The 16,020-nt window shown below is 71.0% G+C and carries 15 protein-coding genes; 11 read left to right on the top strand and 4 right to left on the bottom strand.

The annotated features are described in order from the left end of the window. Positions 1-114 precede the first annotated feature (114 nt). From ACZ58X_RS27975 to ACZ58X_RS27965, 3 genes are all read right to left on the bottom strand, one after another. Complete coding sequence (locus ACZ58X_RS27975) at positions 115-2,049, bottom strand: APC family permease (protein WP_470336352.1); 1,935 nt, start codon at positions 2,047-2,049, stop codon at positions 115-117. 295 nt (positions 2,050-2,344) lie between these two features. Continuing rightward, the gene (locus ACZ58X_RS27970; RefSeq protein WP_470336351.1) at positions 2,345-4,015 is read right to left on the bottom strand and encodes a multicopper oxidase family protein; all 1,671 of its coding nucleotides are present in this window, start codon (positions 4,013-4,015) and stop codon (positions 2,345-2,347) included. Between the two features lie 110 nt (positions 4,016-4,125). Further along, a complete protein-coding gene (locus tag ACZ58X_RS27965; RefSeq protein ID WP_470336350.1) occupies positions 4,126-4,590 on the bottom strand; it encodes a DUF6153 family protein in 465 nt (154 codons plus the stop codon). A 190-nt stretch (positions 4,591-4,780) separates the two neighbouring features. On the opposite strand from ACZ58X_RS27965, the gene ACZ58X_RS27960 reads away from it, so the two are divergent. The 8 genes from ACZ58X_RS27960 (at position 4,781) to ACZ58X_RS27925 (ending at position 12,532) form a co-directional block, all read left to right on the top strand. Then, positions 4,781-5,188 (top strand): hypothetical protein, encoded by a 408-nt coding sequence (locus ACZ58X_RS27960; RefSeq protein ID WP_470336349.1) that lies wholly within the window; start codon positions 4,781-4,783, stop codon positions 5,186-5,188. Between the two features lie 2 nt (positions 5,189-5,190). Continuing rightward, a complete protein-coding gene (locus ACZ58X_RS27955) occupies positions 5,191-6,939 on the top strand; it encodes an alpha/beta hydrolase (RefSeq protein WP_470336348.1) in 1,749 nt (582 codons plus the stop codon). Next, positions 6,936-7,463 carry a hypothetical protein gene (locus ACZ58X_RS27950; protein WP_470336347.1) on the top strand — a complete coding sequence of 176 codons (528 nt, stop codon included), beginning with the start codon at positions 6,936-6,938 and terminating at the stop codon, positions 7,461-7,463. Before ACZ58X_RS27955 ends, ACZ58X_RS27950 begins: the two co-directional genes overlap by 4 nt. Before the next feature lie 166 nt (positions 7,464-7,629). After that, positions 7,630-8,037: a hypothetical protein gene (locus ACZ58X_RS27945; RefSeq protein WP_470336346.1), complete on the top strand. Its 408-nt coding sequence runs from the start codon at positions 7,630-7,632 to the stop codon at positions 8,035-8,037. 2 nt (positions 8,038-8,039) lie between these two features. After that, positions 8,040-9,731, top strand: a complete 1,692-nt coding sequence (locus tag ACZ58X_RS27940) for an alpha/beta hydrolase (protein WP_470336345.1) — start codon at positions 8,040-8,042, stop codon at positions 9,729-9,731. Beyond that, positions 9,728-10,255 (top strand): hypothetical protein, encoded by a 528-nt coding sequence (locus ACZ58X_RS27935; protein ID WP_470336344.1) that lies wholly within the window; start codon positions 9,728-9,730, stop codon positions 10,253-10,255. Before ACZ58X_RS27940 ends, ACZ58X_RS27935 begins: the two co-directional genes overlap by 4 nt. A gap of 183 nt (positions 10,256-10,438) precedes the next feature. Continuing rightward, positions 10,439-10,846, top strand: coding sequence for a hypothetical protein (locus tag ACZ58X_RS27930; protein ID WP_470336343.1), 408 nt, complete (start codon positions 10,439-10,441; stop codon positions 10,844-10,846). A 3-nt stretch (positions 10,847-10,849) separates the two neighbouring features. Continuing rightward, complete coding sequence (locus tag ACZ58X_RS27925; protein WP_470336342.1) at positions 10,850-12,532, top strand: alpha/beta hydrolase; 1,683 nt, start codon at positions 10,850-10,852, stop codon at positions 12,530-12,532. Between the two features lie 123 nt (positions 12,533-12,655). On the opposite strand, the gene ACZ58X_RS27920 is transcribed toward ACZ58X_RS27925, so the two are convergent. Then, a complete protein-coding gene (locus ACZ58X_RS27920) occupies positions 12,656-13,567 on the bottom strand; it encodes a LysR family transcriptional regulator (protein WP_470336341.1) in 912 nt (303 codons plus the stop codon). A 167-nt stretch (positions 13,568-13,734) separates the two neighbouring features. Between ACZ58X_RS27920 and ACZ58X_RS27915 the strand changes: the two genes are divergently transcribed. The 3 genes from ACZ58X_RS27915 (at position 13,735) to ACZ58X_RS27905 (ending at position 15,971) form a co-directional block, all read left to right on the top strand. Next, positions 13,735-14,826: a YncE family protein gene (locus tag ACZ58X_RS27915; protein WP_470336340.1), complete on the top strand. Its 1,092-nt coding sequence runs from the start codon at positions 13,735-13,737 to the stop codon at positions 14,824-14,826. Positions 14,827-14,958: 132 nt separating this feature from the next. Next, entirely contained in the window at positions 14,959-15,567 is a 609-nt protein-coding gene (locus ACZ58X_RS27910; protein WP_470336339.1) for a hypothetical protein, read from the top strand. Between the two features lie 41 nt (positions 15,568-15,608). Beyond that, positions 15,609-15,971: a hypothetical protein gene (locus tag ACZ58X_RS27905; RefSeq protein ID WP_470336338.1), complete on the top strand. Its 363-nt coding sequence runs from the start codon at positions 15,609-15,611 to the stop codon at positions 15,969-15,971. Positions 15,972-16,020 lie beyond the last annotated feature (49 nt).

The following is a 16,020-nucleotide window of genomic DNA, read 5'->3' as shown; positions in this document are numbered from 1 at the left end:
CCCCTCCTGACTGCTCTCCCGAACGCACTCCCGAGTGCTCTCCCGAACGCCGACGGCCCGCCCGGTCCTGACTGGACCGGGCGGGCCGTCGCGCTGCGGGCGGAAGCGGCGGCGTCAGCCGACGTGGACCCGCGGACGCTTCGTCCGGTCCGGCTCCGCCTCGCGCAGCACCTCGCGGGTGACCGGCGCGACCTCGCCCTGACCGAACAGGATGAAGCGCAGGAACTGGGCGAAGGGGTGCCCCTCGGTCCACTCGAAGTACAGGTGCGGCCGCTGCCCGGTGCGGTCCCGGACGGTGAGCGCCAGGGCGGCGATCGCGTTCGGGATGCTGGAGCTCTCCAGGGTGAGCACCCGGTACCGGCCGTGCAGCACCTGGCCGCGGACGGTCAGCTCGGACTCGAAGTCCGAGGCGTCCCGGACGGTCACCTCGACGAAGACCAGGTCGTCCTCACCGGGGATGTCGTTGTCGGCGCGGATCTGCCGGATCTTGTCGCGGTACTCGGCGACGTCCCGGTTGGTCGGCTCGTTGGCGATCAGGCGCAGCGGGCGGTGGGCGTAGTCGCGGATGAACCGCTCGGCCGTCTCGTCCAGCAGCACGTCCGTGACGCGCAGCTCGAAGGCCCGCTTGAGGCGGGAGAGCAGCGACACCAGGATGATGCCGGCGATGAAGCAGGCACCGATCTTGACACCGTCCGGGCGCTCCATGGTGTTCACCACGGTGGTGTACAGGAAGACCGCGGCGATGACCCCGAAGGCGACCGTCCAGCCGCGCTGGCGCTTCTTGTAGGCGGCGATGGTGACGGCGATGGCCGCCGAGCTGATCAGCACCAGCACGCCGGTGGCGTACGCGCCGCCCTGGGCGTCGACGCTGGCGTCGAACAGCCAGGTGATCAGGAAGCCGACGACGGTCAGCACGATCACCATCGGGCGCACGGCGCGAGCCCAGTGCGGGGCCATGCCGTAGCGCGGGAGGTAGCGGGGCAGCAGGTTGAGCATGCCCGCCATGGCGGAGGCGCCGGCGAACCACAGGATGGCGATGGTCGACAGGTCGTAGACGCTGCCGAAGGCGCCGCCGAGGTACTCGTGCGCCAGGAACGCCAGGGCGCGGCCGTTGGCCTGGCCGCCGCTCTCGAACTCCTTGGCCGGGATGAGCAGGGTGCAGATGAAGCTGGTCGCGATCAGGAAGGTGCTCATGATCACGGCGGCGGTGGTGAGCAGCTTGCGGGTGCCGCGGATCCGGCCGACCGGGTTCGCCTCGGTGTCGTCCGCGTCGCCCTTGATGTGCGGCATCACGGCGACACCGGTCTCGAAGCCGGACATGCCGAGCGCGAGCTTCGGGAAGACGACGAGCGCGACGCCGATCATCACGAAGACGTTGCCGTGCTGGGTGGTGAGCGCGTTGGACCAGTCGGTGACGACGTGCGGCGCCTGGATGATCTTCCAGATGCCGACCGCCACGACCACCACGTTGAGCGCCAGGTAGACCCCGACCAGCCCGACCGCCAGGCCGATCGCCTCGCTGAAACCCTTGAGGAAGACGGCACCGAGCAGGGCGACCAGGATCAGCGTGATCACCATCTGCTTGCCGCCGAGGGCACCGGTCAGGTGCGGGTTCTCCACCAGGTGGGCGCTGGCGTCGGCGGCGGAGAGGGTGATCGTGATGATGAAGTCCGTCGCCGCGAAGCCGAGCAGCGCGAGGACGAACAGCTTGCCCTTCCAGAACGACAGCAGCCGCTCCAGCATCGCGATCGAGCCCTCACCGCGCGGGCTCTCCTGGGCCACCCGCCGGTAGACCGGCAGCGCGCCCAGCAGGGTGACCAGCACCAGCACGATCGTGGCGATCGGCGACAGCAGTCCGGCCGCGAGCGCGGCGATGCCCGGCTGGTAGCCGAGCGTCGAGAAGTAGTCCAGACCGGTCAGGCACATCACGCGCCACCACGGCTGGCCCGTGTGCGCAGCGTGACCGGCCTCGGCGGCGGAGTCCCCCGGCTCCGCGCCGTCCTGCTGCGCCTTCGCGGCGGCGTCCCTGGCGGCCTTCTCCGGAGACATGTCCTCCAGGAGCCAGCTGCGGAGCCGTATTCGCGCCGACGACGGGGCCTCCGTCGTCGTCTCCGTCGAACCCGACGAAACCACCTTGCACCTCTTGTTTAAAGACCCCGTAAAAGCGCCGTCGGGCGACGGCAGTGCGCCAGGCTATGCGACCGGCGTTAAGGAGACGTCATCGGCCCGCGTTAAGAAAACGTCATGGCTTCGCAGGTCGGGACGGGTGACCGGGCGGGTCGGGGTCGGCACCGGGGCGGGGCGGTGGACCACCCCGCCCCGGCGTCTCACGGACCGGACGGGGTTACGCGCGGTAACCGAGAACCGTCATCATGCCGGTCTCCGCGTGGTACACGTTGTGGCAGTGCACCATCCACAGGCCCGGGTTGTCGGCGTCGAAGTCCACCGCCAGGGTCGTGCCCGGCAGCACGATCGCGGTGTCCTTGCGCGGGCCGCCGGCGCCCAGCGCGAAGCTGTGTCCGTGCAGGTGGACGGGGTGCCACATGGCGGTGCTGTTGCGGAACTCCAGTCGCACCCGCTCCCCGGCCGCGACCGGGTGGCGCTGCGCCGGGTCGTACCTGCGGCCGTTGAACGCCCAGTCGGCCTTCGCCATGCCGCCGGTGAGCTCCAGCACCACCGTGCGGTCCGGCGCCCTGTCCGGCAGCCGGACGCCCGGGTCGGCCTTCAACTGCCCGGCGGTCAGCAGCCGGCCGTCCAGTTCGGCGGGGCGGGTCGAGGCGTCCGGCGCGGCGCCGCCACCGGTGCGCAGCACGGCCAGCGCGGCGGCGTTCTTGCCCTCGGCCAGGGCGGTCAGCGGGAAGGCGCCGTCCTCGGCCGTGACCAGCACGTCGTAGCGCTCGCCCATGCCGAGCAACAGGGCCTGGGTGGTGGCGGGTTCGACCGGGAAGCCGTCGGTGTGGGTGACGGTCAGCTCGTGGCCGCCGAGGGCGACCCGGTAGGCGGTGTCGCCGCCCGCGTTGATCAGCCGGATCCGGATCCGGTCGCCGGGCTTGGCGGTGAAGGTCTCGGGGGCGGTCGCCAGGCGGCCGTTGACCAGGTGGAAGGGGTAGGCGACGTCGCCCGCGTCGCCGCCGAGCAGCGGGCTGGCGGCGCCCATCAGCATCCGGGACGGGCCGGCGGCTCCGGCGGGGGCGCTCCCCGTGCCCGGGCCCGTGCCCGCGCCTGCGGCCGGCATGCCGTGCCCCGAGTGGTCCATTCCGCCCGTGGCTCCCGTGCCGCCCGTGGCTCCCATCGCTCCCATGTCGCCCATGTCGCCCATGTCGCCCATGGCTCCCATGCCCTTGGCGAGTTCGGCGAGGACGGCGTCCGGGGTACTGCCGTCCACCCCGTCCACCCAGTCGTCCAGGACGACCACCCACTCCTTGTCGTAGCGCAGCGGCTCCTTCGGGTCCTCGACGATCAGCGGGGCGTACAGGCCGCGGTCCTGCTGGACACCGGAGTGCGGGTGGAACCAGTAGGTGCCGGGGTGGGAGAGGGCGAAGCGGTAGTCGAAGGAGGCCCCCGCCCGGACCGGGTCCTGGGTCAGGCCCGGCACGCCGTCCATGTCGTTGCGCAGCGCGAGGCCGTGCCAGTGCAGCGAAGTGGGCTGCGGCAGGTGGTTGGCGAGGGTGAGGGCGAGGGTGTCGCCGACGGTGGCGCGCACCTCCTGGCCGGGCAGGCGGTCGCCGTAGGCCCAGCTGCGGACGGTGCGTCCGCCCAGGTCGAGGGTGGTCTCGGTGGCGGTGAGCGCGACCTTGCGCTGGGGTCCGGGCCTGCGCCGCGCCTCGGCGGCGGCGACCTCGGGGCCGTTCGGGGCGACGAAGCCGGCGGGGCCGCCCGGCGCGGCGCGGTTCATGGACGAGTGGTCCATGCCCTTCATCGGATCGGAGGACCCGGAGGAGCAGGCGGCGATCAGGCCGCTCCCGGCGGCGGCGAGCGCGGCGCCGAGGACGGTACGACGGGTGGGTGTGCGCATGACGGAGTGCACCTCGTGCAGGGGTGGTGTGGACGTACAGGACGGCGCGTCAGCCGTTCCGTGCGCGGGCACGCAGTAGTGCGCGCGGGCACGGAACGACCGGCACGCGCCTACTGACGCAGCACCGAAAGTCTGCTGAGGAGGACCCGCCCACCCCCGGGCGGCGGCAGCGCGCGGACGGCCCGCAACAACCGGGCCCGCACCTCGGCGGCGGCGTCACCGCTACGGCGCAGCAGCGGACCGGCGAGCAGCAGCACCAGTGTCCAGCCGGCCAGCACGGCGAGACAGACCGTCATCGGGTCCATCCCGTCGACGGTCGCGGAATGGGCGCTCACGGAATCGGCGGTCGCGGAATGGGCGCTCACGGGACCGGCGCTCGGCCCGTGGTGTTCCGGCAGCTGCTGGACCGCCGTCACCCGGGGCCCGTGCCCCTCCGACCCGCCGTGCCCGCCGTGTCCACCGCTCGGGTGCCCGAGCGTGTGCATCGTCACGATGCCGAGCAGCAGCGCGGCGAGCAGCACCAGCCGCAGCACCCCGGGCAGCGGGGCGCCGTACGGCCGCTGCTGCACCTTCACGCCCCGCCTCCCGCTCCGCCCCCACCGTGTCCGCTTACCCCCGCAGGGTATCCGACCGGTGGTCGGGAGACCGCCACGCCATCTCCGTACGGCCATCGAATTTCCCTCGCACGGAATCCGTTAGCATACGCCTTTAGTTTTCGAACACATGGACCGGCCGATGGCCAGTCCAACTGCATGGGGGGCATGCATGGCAGTTCCTGACGCGGGCTTGGAGTTCAAGGTCAAGCCTGGCGAACTGGACGGCTGCGGCCAGAGCGCGCAGCACATCGGGAGTCTGATACCGGGGGAGACGGCAAAGATCACCGAGCCGTCGAATCAAGCTGCCGGCACCCTCCAGGGCTGGCAGATGGCATCTGCCCTCAAGGACTGCGGCACGAACTGGAAGACCCTGCTGGACAAGCTAGGCGGCGACATGGGCGACGTCGGCACGAAGCTCGGCACCTCGGCCACCTACTACCGCCAGGCCGAGCAGAACGCCCACAACAGCATGCGCAACCCCAACGCCCCCGCGTCGAACGGATCGGAGCCGGATCCCTTCGACACCACCGTCGTCCCCGGCCCGGTCAAGCCGCGCAGCGCGAAGGCGGCCGAGTAGCGATGGACATCAAGACCCTCTACGACGCCAACATCAACAACATCACCACCGCGAAGAACGCCTACGACACGCTCTTCTCCGCCTTCGGCCAGCACATCGAGAACTGGCAGCACGAGGTCGTCGACCGGCTGAACCACTCCGAGTGGACCGGGACCGCCGCCGGGCACGCCAACACCCGGATCTCGAACCTGGGCACCGAACTCCAGGCCGCCAAGCAGGAACTCGGCCTGATCAGCAAGGCCCTCGCCGACGCCGCCGAAGGCATCGCGGCGGCGCAGTCCCACCTGATCAGCGCCCTGGACGACGCCAAGAAGAACAAGATGACCGTCGCCCCGGACGGCGGGATCACCTGGGACAAGGACCCCAACTCCCCCAACTACGCCGGGGACAAGGCGGAGGCCACGGCCAAGGAGATCAGCAAGCGGATCGCCAACGCCCTCAGCGAGGCCGACCACACCGACCAGACCATCAACGCCCGGCTCGGCCACCTCGCCACCAACGCCACCAACGGCACCGGCCTCGACTCCGCCATCGCGAAGGCCGACCAAGCCGCCGCGGACGCCCTCAGTCAGGTACCCCCGGCCGGCACCGACCCGAACAGCGTCAAGGCCTGGTGGAACGGCCTGACCGACGCCCAGCAGCAGCACATGATCCAGACCGAGCACGACAAGATCGGCAACCTCGACGGCATCCCCGCAACTGCCCGGAACGACGCCAACCTGATCAACCTGCGCAAGGGCAAGGAGGACATCCAGCGCCAGCTCGACGGCCTCGGCCCCGAACCGAAGAAGATGCTGAGCGTTGCGGAGACCAACGGCGGGCCCGTCGAGAATCCCGACTACACGGCGTGGAAGAAGAAGCGCGCCGAGCTGGAGGACAAGAAGCGCGGCATCGAGAGCATCGAGAGCCGATTGCAGAAGAAGGACCCGCCGGCCTTCCTGCTGGGCTTCGACACCAACGGCCACGGCCACGCCATCATCGCGGTCAACAACCCCGACACGGCGAACAACGTGTCGACCTACGTCCCCGGCACCGGCGCCCGGCTCGGCAGCATCAACAGCGACATCGAACGGTCGGACCTGATGGTCGCCTCGGCCGACAAGGCCAACCAGAAGGCCGGGGATCCTCGCACCACCTCATCGATCACCTGGGTCGGCTACGACGCGCCGCAGAGCATCATCCCCGAGGCTGCGGACGATACGTACACGAAGAACGCCGAGGACAAACTGCGCAGCTTCGAGCTCGGGCTGCACGCCACCCACGACGGAAAGATCGATAACAACACGGTCCTGGCCCACAGCTACGGCACCACGACCGTCGGCTACGCCATGCGCGACAAGGGTCTCCCGGTGGACAACGTCGTCCTGATCGCCAGCCCCGGCGCCGGGGTCGAACACGCCGGGGACCTGGGGATCGACCCGTCCCACGTGTACGCGGCGCAGAGCGAAGGCGACTCCATCGGCTGGGCCGATGCCGCCGACCCCAAGGGGATGGCGAAGAACATCCGCGACTACTACGCGGAGATATGGGGTGTAGGGAACTACTACTCCGGCGTGGACGCCAACGGCGTGCACGTCGGAGGGGTCGACACCGACAATCACATGATCCACGGTCGGCAGACCACCGTCCCCGAGTTCGGCGCACACATCCTGCCCACCAACCCCAAGGGCGACCACTCCGACTACTGGAACGATGACTCCCCCACCTTGCCGGCCATGGGCGCGGTCATCGCCGGGAAGCCGGTCTCATGAACAGCAGCGCACACGCCCTCCTGATCAGGCGGGTCATCGCCGCCGCCGCAGTGCTGGCCGCCGTACCGGCTCTGAACGCCTGCGGGGCGAACACCGTGCAGGAGCGGTCGAAACCCACGATCACGCTCGATGCGGCCAAGAAGCAGATCGACGGCTACCTCGCGGACACCCTGGCCGCGCTGCCGGTCAAACCGGCGAAGAGCCCCGGGGATTTCAGCGACCTGGAGTGCGACGCCAACGACATCGGCCCGCACGGCCGGACGCAGAGTCGCCGGGAGTACGACTTCGGCGACGTCCCTCCCGAGCGCAAGGCCGAGGCCGCAAAGGCCTTCCGCGAGTTCCTGACCGGCCGCGGCTTCGAGCCGGATCCGGACGCCGCCGGTTCACGTTCCGACTGGATCAGGCTGAGGAGCCCCAAGGACGGCTTCCTGGCCACCCTGGACGGGGTCTCCGACTCCAGTCACGACCTCTCCCTCCGGGTGAGCTCCCCCTGCGTCTGGCCCGACGGCACGCCACCGGCCTGAGCCCGGATCTCGTTCGGGGCCGCACCTCCCAAGGGGTGCGGCCCCTTCGCGTCCGAGAGGTCCACGTTCGTCGGGTTGTGTGTTAAGAATCCGCTAGCATGCGTCGTCAGTTCGATCATCACGGACCGCCCAGCGACTGGTCCGGAACTGACGGGGGAACGAAGAAATGGCAGAACCTGACGCGGGCCTGGAGTTCAAGGTCAAGCCGGGCGAGCTGGACGGCTGCGGGCAGAGCGCCCAGCACATCGGCGGGCTGATACCGGGCGAGACCGCGAAGATCACCGATCCGTGCAGCCAGGCGGCCGGCGGCCTCAAGGGCTTCCTCACCGCCGGCGCGATCACCAGTTGCAGCACCAACTGGAAGACCCTGCTGGACAAGCTCGGCGGCGACATGGGTGACGTCGGCACCAAGCTCGGCACCTCGGCCACCTACTACCGGCAGGCCGAGCAGAACGCCCACAACAGCATGCGCAACCCGAACGCGCCCGTCTCGAACGCGCCGGAGCCGGACCCCTTCGACACCACCGTGGTCCCCGGCCCGGTCAAGCCGCGCAGCGCGAAGGCGGCCGAGTAGCGATGGACATCAAGACCCTGCACGACGCCGACGTCATCGGCATCACCAGCGCCAAGAACGCCTTCGACACCCTGGCCACCGCCTTCGGCCAGCACATCGAGAACTGGCAGCACGAGGTCGTCGACCGGCTGAACCACTCCGAGTGGACCGGGACCGCCGCCGGGCACGCCAACACCCGGATCTCGAACCTGGGCACCGAACTCCAGGCCGCCAAGCAGGAACTCGGCCTGGTCAGCCGGGCCTTGCAGGACGCCTACGACGGCTTCGCGGCCGCCCAGGCCCACCTGATCAACGCCCTGGACGACGCCAGGACCCACAAGCTGACCGTCGCCGCGGACGGCGGGATCACCTGGGAGAAGGACCCCAACTCCCCCGATTTCGCGGGCACGGACGCCGAGTCGCAGGCCAAGCAGATCCAGGCCCGGATCACCGCCGCCCTCAACGAGGCCGACCACGCCGACCAGACCATCAACTCCCGGCTCGGCCACCTGGCCACCAACGCCACCAACGGTACCGGCCTGGACTCCGCCACCGCGAAGGCCGACCAGGCCGCCGCGGACGCCCTCGGCCAGATCCCCGCCGCCGGCACCGACCCGAACAGTGTCAAGGCCTGGTGGAACGGACTGACCGACGAGCAGCAGCACCGGTTGATCCTCAACCACCCGGACCAGATCGGGAACCTCGACGGCATCCCCGTCACCGGCCGGGACGAGGCCAACCGGATCAACCTGGCCCGCGGCAAGCAGGACGTCCAGCACCAGATCGACGCGCTCGGCCCCGCGCCGGCGGCGACCGTGGGCACCGGCAGGTTCATCCGCCCGAACCCCGCCTACACGGACTGGCAGCAGAAGCACGACGAGCTGGCGGACAAGATGAACGGCATCAACGCCATCGAGAGCCGGCTGAACACGCCGGTCGACGGCCAGCACCCGCCGACCTTCCTGATGGGCTTCGACACCAACGGCAAGGGCCACGCCATCGTCGCGGTCAACAACCCCGACACGGCCGACAACGTGTCGACGTACGTCCCCGGCACCGGCGCCCGGCTCGGCAGCATCAACAGCGACATCAACCGCTCGGACGCGATGGTCGCCTCCGCCAACGCCGCGGGCACCGGCAAGACCACCTCGTCGATCACCTGGGTCGGCTACGACGCGCCCCAGAACATCATCCCCGAGGCCGCTGACGACACCTACGCGAAGAACGCGGAGGACAAGCTGGTCGGCTTCGAGAACGGGCTGCACGCCACCCACGACGGGAAGATCGGGAACAACACCATCCTGGCCCACAGTTACGGCACCACGGTCGTCGGCTACACCATGCGCGACCACGGCCTCCCGGTCGACAACGCCGTCCTGATCGCCAGCCCCGGCGCCGGTGTCGAGAACGCCAAGGACCTGCGGATCGACCCCTCCCACGTGTACGCCGCGCAGAGCCCCGCCGACGCGATCGGCTGGGCCGCCGCCACCGACCCCGGCGGGGCGGGGGACAACCTCTGGGACAACATCAAGACCGACTTCGGCTTCGGCGACGGCGACCACCACCTGATGTACGGCCGGCAGACCACCGTCCCGGAGTTCGGTGCGAACGTCATGCCCGTCGACCCCGACGCCGGTCACTCCGACTACTGGAACAACGGCTCACCCACCCTGGCCGCCATGGGCCAGGTCATCGCCGGAAAGCCCAACTCATGAGCGCCACTAAGGATTTCCCGCTGATCAGGCGGCTCTCCGCCGCCGCCCTGCTGGCGGTCACCGTCACCGCCCTGAGCGCCTGCGGGGCCGACACCCTCCAGGAGCGCGCGCAGCCCACCATCACCCTGGACCAGGCGAAGACGCAGATCGACGGCTATCTCGCCGCCGTCCAGGCCCGGCTGCCGGTCCAGCCGGTGTCGTCGCCGCCCGCGTTCAGCGATCTGGAGTGCGACGCCAACGACATCGGCCCGCACGGCCGCAAGCAGACCAGCCGGGTCCGCGACCTCGGTGACGTACCGTCGGATGCCAAGTCCCGGACGGTGAGCGCCTTCCGCGACTACCTGACCGGGCAGGGCTTCCGGGCCGTGCCGGAGCCGACCGGCTCCAAGGTCGACTGGATCCGGCTGAGGAACCCGCAGAACCAGTTCCTTGCGATCCTGAACGGAACCTCCGAGTCCGGTCACGATCTCACCCTCCAGGTCAGCTCGCCCTGCGTCTGGCCCGACGGCACTCCGGCCAAGTAGCCCAACTCTCCTTCGGGGCCGCACCTTTACCGAGGTGCGGCCCCTTCGCACACGCCCTGGTCAAACCCCTTTTCCGTTCTCGACGATCCGCTAGCATGCGTCGTCAGTTGTCGCTCGGACCGGCCCGGCAACCGTCCGGCCACCGGTCCGGCCACGGTCCGGAACTGACGGGGGAACGAAGAAATGGCAGAACCCGACGCGGGTTTGGCGTTCAAGGTCAAACCGTCCGAGCTGGACGGCTGCGGACAGAGCGCGCAGCACATCGGCGGTCTCATACCCGGCGAGACCGCGAAGATCACCGAGCCGTGCAGCCAGGCCGCCGGCACCCTGCAAGGCTGGCTCACCGCCGCCGCGTTGACCACCTGCGGCAGCAGCTGGAAGACCCTGCTGGACCGGCTCGGCGGCGACATGGGCGACTTCGGCACCAAGCTCGGCACCTCGGCGACCTACTACCGACAGGTCGAGCAGGACATCCACACCAACATGATCCACCCGGACACCCCGGTCCCGACCACCACCGAGCCGGACCCGTTCGGCACCGTCGTCGTCCCCGGCCCGGTCAAGCCCCGCAGCGCGAGAGCGGCGGAGTAACCGATGGACATCAAGACGCTCCACGACGCCGACTTCGGCAACCTCGCCATCGCCAAGACGGCCTTCGACACCCTCTCCACCGCCTTCGGACAGCACGTGGAGAACTGGCAGCACGAGGTCGTCGACCGGCTGAACCGCTCCGAGTGGACCGGCACGGCCGGCGGCCACGCCCAGACCCGGATGCAGGCGCTGCACGACGAACTCCAGGCCGCCCAACAGGAGATCGGCCTGATCGGCCGGGCCCTGCACGACGCCTCCGAAGGCTTCGCAGCCGCCCAGGCCCACCTGATCAGCGCCCTCGACGACGCCAAGGCCCAGGGCCTCACCGTCGCCCCCGACGGCGGCATCACCTGGGACAACAACCCCGACTCCCTCACCTTCGCCGGGCACGGCGCCCCGGAGCACGCCAAGGACATCCGGGACCGGATCAGCGCCGCCCTCACCGAGGCCGACCACGCCGACCGGACGATCAGCAGCCGGCTGGCCCACCTGACCACCAACGCGACCAACGGCACCGGCCTCGACTCCACCGTCGCCACCAACGACACGGCCGCCGCCAACGCCCTGGAGCAGGTCCCCGGCGCCGGCACCGACCCGAACAGCGTCCAGGCCTGGTGGAACAGCCTCACCGACGAGCAGCAGCACCGGATGATCCTCAACCACCCCGACCAGATCGGGAACCTCGACGGCATCCCCGCCACCGGCCGCGACCAGGCCAACCGGATCAACCTCGCCCGGGCCAAGACGGACATCCAGCACCAGCTCGACGCGCTCGGCCCCGAGCCGGACTCGACGGTGGCGACGCCGTACGGGGCCTACGACAGCCCGGCGCACAAGCTCTGGAAGCAGCAGCACGACGACCTCACCGAGAAGATGAACGGCATCAACGCGATCCAGGGCCGGCTGGGCACCCAGGTCGACGCGGCCCACCCGCCCGCGTTCCTGCTGGGCTTCGACACCAACGGCAAGGGCCACGCCATCGTCGCGATCAACAACCCGGACACCGCCGACAACGTGTCGACGTACGTCCCCGGCACCGGCGCCCGACTCGGCAAGGTCGACGGCGACATCAGCCGCTCGGACGCGATGGTCGCCGCGGCCGACGCCGCCGGTACCGGCCGGACCACCTCGTCGATCAGCTGGATCGGCTACGACGCCCCGCAGAACCTCGTCCCCGAGGCCGCCGACGACCAGTACGCGAAGGACGCCGAGAACAAGCTGGTCGGCTTCGAGAACGGACTGCACGCCACCCACAACGGGACCATCGCCAACAACACGATCCTCGGGCACAGTTACGGCACCACGACGATCGGCTACACCATGAAGGACCACGGGCTCCCGGTCGACAACGTCGTCCTCATCGCCAGCCCCGGCGCCGGCGTCGACTCCGCCAAGGACCTCCGCATCGACCCGTCGCACGTGTACGCGGCGCAGAGCCAGGCCGACATGATCGGCATGGCGAGCGCCATCGACCCGGGCGGGCTGGCGGACAACGCCTGGGACAACGTCAAGTCCGACTTCGGCTTCGGTGACGGCGACCACCACCTGATCCACGGCCGCCAGACCACCACTCCCGAGTTCGGCGCGAACATCCTGCCCACCGACCCGGACGCGGGACACTCCGACTACTGGAACAACGGCTCGCCGACGCTGGCCGCGATGGGGCAGGTCATCGCGGGCAAGTGACGCGGCCGTCCCCTCGGCCCCTCAGCCCCTCGGCCCCTCGGCCTCACGGGCGATCCGGGGCCGCAGCCGTTTCAGCGGCTGCGGCCCCTGCCCCTGCTCCTACTCCTGCCCCTGCTCCCGCTGCTACTCCTGCCCCTGCCCCTGCCCCTGCCCCTGCCGCACCGCCGCCGCCAGGTGCGCGCGGAACCAACGGTGCGCCGGATCGACCGAGTTGCGCGGATGCCAGGCCATCCCCAGCTCCAGCGGCGGGAGTTCGAGCGGGATCGGAAAGGTGCGCAGGCCCAGCGCCTCGAAGGCCTCCGGCAGCCAGTCCGCGACCCCGAGCGTCACCAGGTCGGAGTCCCGGGCCAGCAGCATCGCGGCGGTGTGGCTGGGCACCACCACCGCGACCCGGCGGCGCAGGCCGCGCTCGGCCAGCGCCGCGTCGATCGGCCCGAGCCGCTTGCCGCGCCGCGAGACGCCGATGTGGTCGGCGGCGGCGAACCGCCGCGCGGTGATCCGCCCCTCGAACAGCGGGTGCCCGGCCCGCGCCACACCGGCCACCGGCGCGGTCACCAGCGACCGGGTACGGATCTCCGGATCCAACTGCCCCAGCACGCCGACCTCGACGTCCACCTGCCCCTGGCGCAGGCCCGGTCCGCCCTCCAGCGACTCCGGCAGGAACCGCACGTCCACGCCCGGGGCCTCGGCCCGGATCCGCCCGGTCAGCCGGCCGGCCGCCCGGACCAGCACCGCGTCCGTGCTCTGTACCGTGAAGGTCCGCTCCAGGTGCACCGGGTCGAAACCCGCCCCGGGCCGCAGCACGTTGTCGCACCCCCGCAGCAACTCCGCCACCTCCTCGCGCAGTTCGAGCGCCCGCGGGGTCGGCACCAGCCCCTGCCCGGCCCGTACCAGCAGCGGGTCGCCGACCGCGCGGCGCAGCCGGGCCAGCATCCGGCTCGCCGCCGCCGGCGAGGTGCCGAGCCGCTCGGCGGCCCGGGTCACGCTGTTCTCCTGGAGCAGGGCGTCCAGCGCCCGCAGCAGGTTGAGGTCCATCGATCGCTCCTGAGCTGCACTTTTGCGGGCCGGGCAATGATCCGATGCCGATCCTTGCATGGTTCGAGCGGCCTCGGGCGAGCACAGTGGAACCGTTCCCGAAGGACATCGGGACACAGCGGCCACAACGGCCGCAGCGACACCCCGACCGGATACCAGGAGTTCCCGTGCCGAACACCCCCCTCGACACCCGCGCCGACCTCGACCCCCGTGCCCACCTCGACGCCCGCGCGCACCTCGCCGGCGACGTCCTCGCCGTCGTCAGCCAGAGCGGCCCGACCGTCTCCTTCTTCGACGCCGGCACCGACGCCCTGCTCGACACCGTCGAAGTCCCGGCCCAGCCGCACGAGCTGTGCTTCGACCCGACGCAGCGCCTGCTCTGGTGCACCAGTGCGTACCGCGCCGGCTACTACAACGCCCACGACGGCCACAGCACCGAACTGACCGTCATCGACGCCGACACCCGCACCATCGTCGAGGTGATCGACCTCGCCCCCGAGCACGGCCCGCACGGCCTGGCCCTGGACCCGGTCCGCGGCCGGCTCTACGTCAGCGTCGAGGCCTCGGCGGACCGCCCCGGCGGCGTGGTCGTCGTCGACACCGCGACCCGCCGCCCGCTCGGCCGGATCGACACCGACGCCCCGGGCCCGCACTGGTTCGCCATCTCCCCGGACGGGCGCACCGGTTACGCCACCAACAAGGAGGCCCCGTACGTCTCCGTGGTCGACCTCGACCGCGGCACGCTGACCGCCAAGGTCGCCGTCCCCGGCAGCGAGGGCCTGGCCGTCTCCGCCGACGGCGCCCGGGTGTACGTCGGCGGGCCCTACCTCGGCTTCGCCGGGAAGCCCGACGCCGTGCCCGGCATCCGCGTCCTGGACACCCGTACGACCTCCGTGGTCGACGTGCTGCCCACCGGCTCCGCCGTCCTGCCGGTCCACCTGACCAGCAGCGGCCGCCTCCTGGCCGGCGAGATCCACGCCACCGCCGGCCCCGGCTCTCCACTCGGCCACCAGACCCCGGGGCGCCTGACCGTCTTCTCCGCCGCCACCCACCGGGAGCTCGGCTCCGTCGAGATCGGGGAGTTCCCGCTGACCATCACCTCCTCCCCCGACGGCCGGATCGGGTACGTCGCCTCCGTCGTCTCCTCCACCGTCGACGTCATCGACCTCGACACCCTGACCCCCGTCACCCGCCTCACCGTCCCCAAGCAGGCCGAGCCCGGCGCCCACGGCCTGGCCTACCTCCCCCGCCCGGCCTGACCCACGCGGTTCCGGGCGGCGGCAGGACTCCGGGGCGGCCCACAGCCTTGTCGCCGCCCAGAACCTTGTCGCCGCCCGGAACCGGGCGCATCCTGGGGCCCACCCGTCGTACCGGGAGGAGGAGGGGACACGATGCGACGCCGCCTCGGGGCGCTCTGTTCGACACTGGCACTGGTGACGGCCCTCGGCCCGGCCACCGCCTGCGACCCGGCCCTCGACCCCGGCACCTTCCGCCACCCGGTACCGCTCCCCGAGGCCGCCCCGCCCTCCGCCCAGTGGATCGCGGACCTCGTGGGCGGGCTCAACCTGCCGCCGCAGTGCCCGAAGCCGACCCTGACGACCATGGTGGTCCTCGACACCGACGGGCAGGCCCGAGCCGTGGCCCTCTGGCTGCCGGACAACCTCGACGTCTGCTACGCCGTCGTCAACCACGCGGGCGTGACGCCCACCACCGTCTGGTACGCCGCGATCGCGGACCTCCTGCCCCGCACCCCCATGCCCGCCGACACCACAGCGGGCGTGGACTCCTACGCCTTCACGGCCTACCGCGGCCAGGTCGGCGACATCACCGTCTCCGGCGACCCCGACCACCTGGTCAGCCCCGTCCGCCGCCGCACCCTCGACCTCGGCGCCGGCACCCTCGTCACCTTCGCGACCTACCACTACCGGATCCCCCCGACCGGCCGCCCGCTCACCCTCACCCTCTGCACCCCCACCGGCGGCTGCCGCGACGCGCACTGACCCCCTGCCGGGACCAGCTCCCGCCACTGCTCACTCCGGGCATGGCCGGATGGAGTGGGCAGCGCAGGTCGCCGAGCGGATTGAGGGCGTTCCTCGACCACCCCCACAGCCTCCGCCGGGGCAACCTGAGCTTCCCCAACCCCTCGGAACACCCCGTCATCACCCACGACGGCGACCGCGACGCCTACATCCGCCGGCTCACCTCGCCGTACCCGCCGAGCACTGACGTGCTCACCCTCGACGGCTGGTGGCTGGAGGGTGGCAGCAACGCTGTGCACGCCACCTGCGACCCGAGCCAGTGCCCCCACGAACGGCCGGGGCCCACCGTGTGGCCGGGCAGTGAGGCCTACCTCGCCTCACTGCCCGGCGACACGGTCCTGGTCCGGCTGCGCGGGCACGTCTGACGTTCTCTTCGGCGCTGTCGAGACCGGTGAACAATCCGCGCCCTACCAG

It is taken from the genome of Kitasatospora sp. NPDC040550 (genome assembly GCF_055594965.1).
This window is presented reverse-complemented; position numbering and strand designations above follow the sequence as displayed.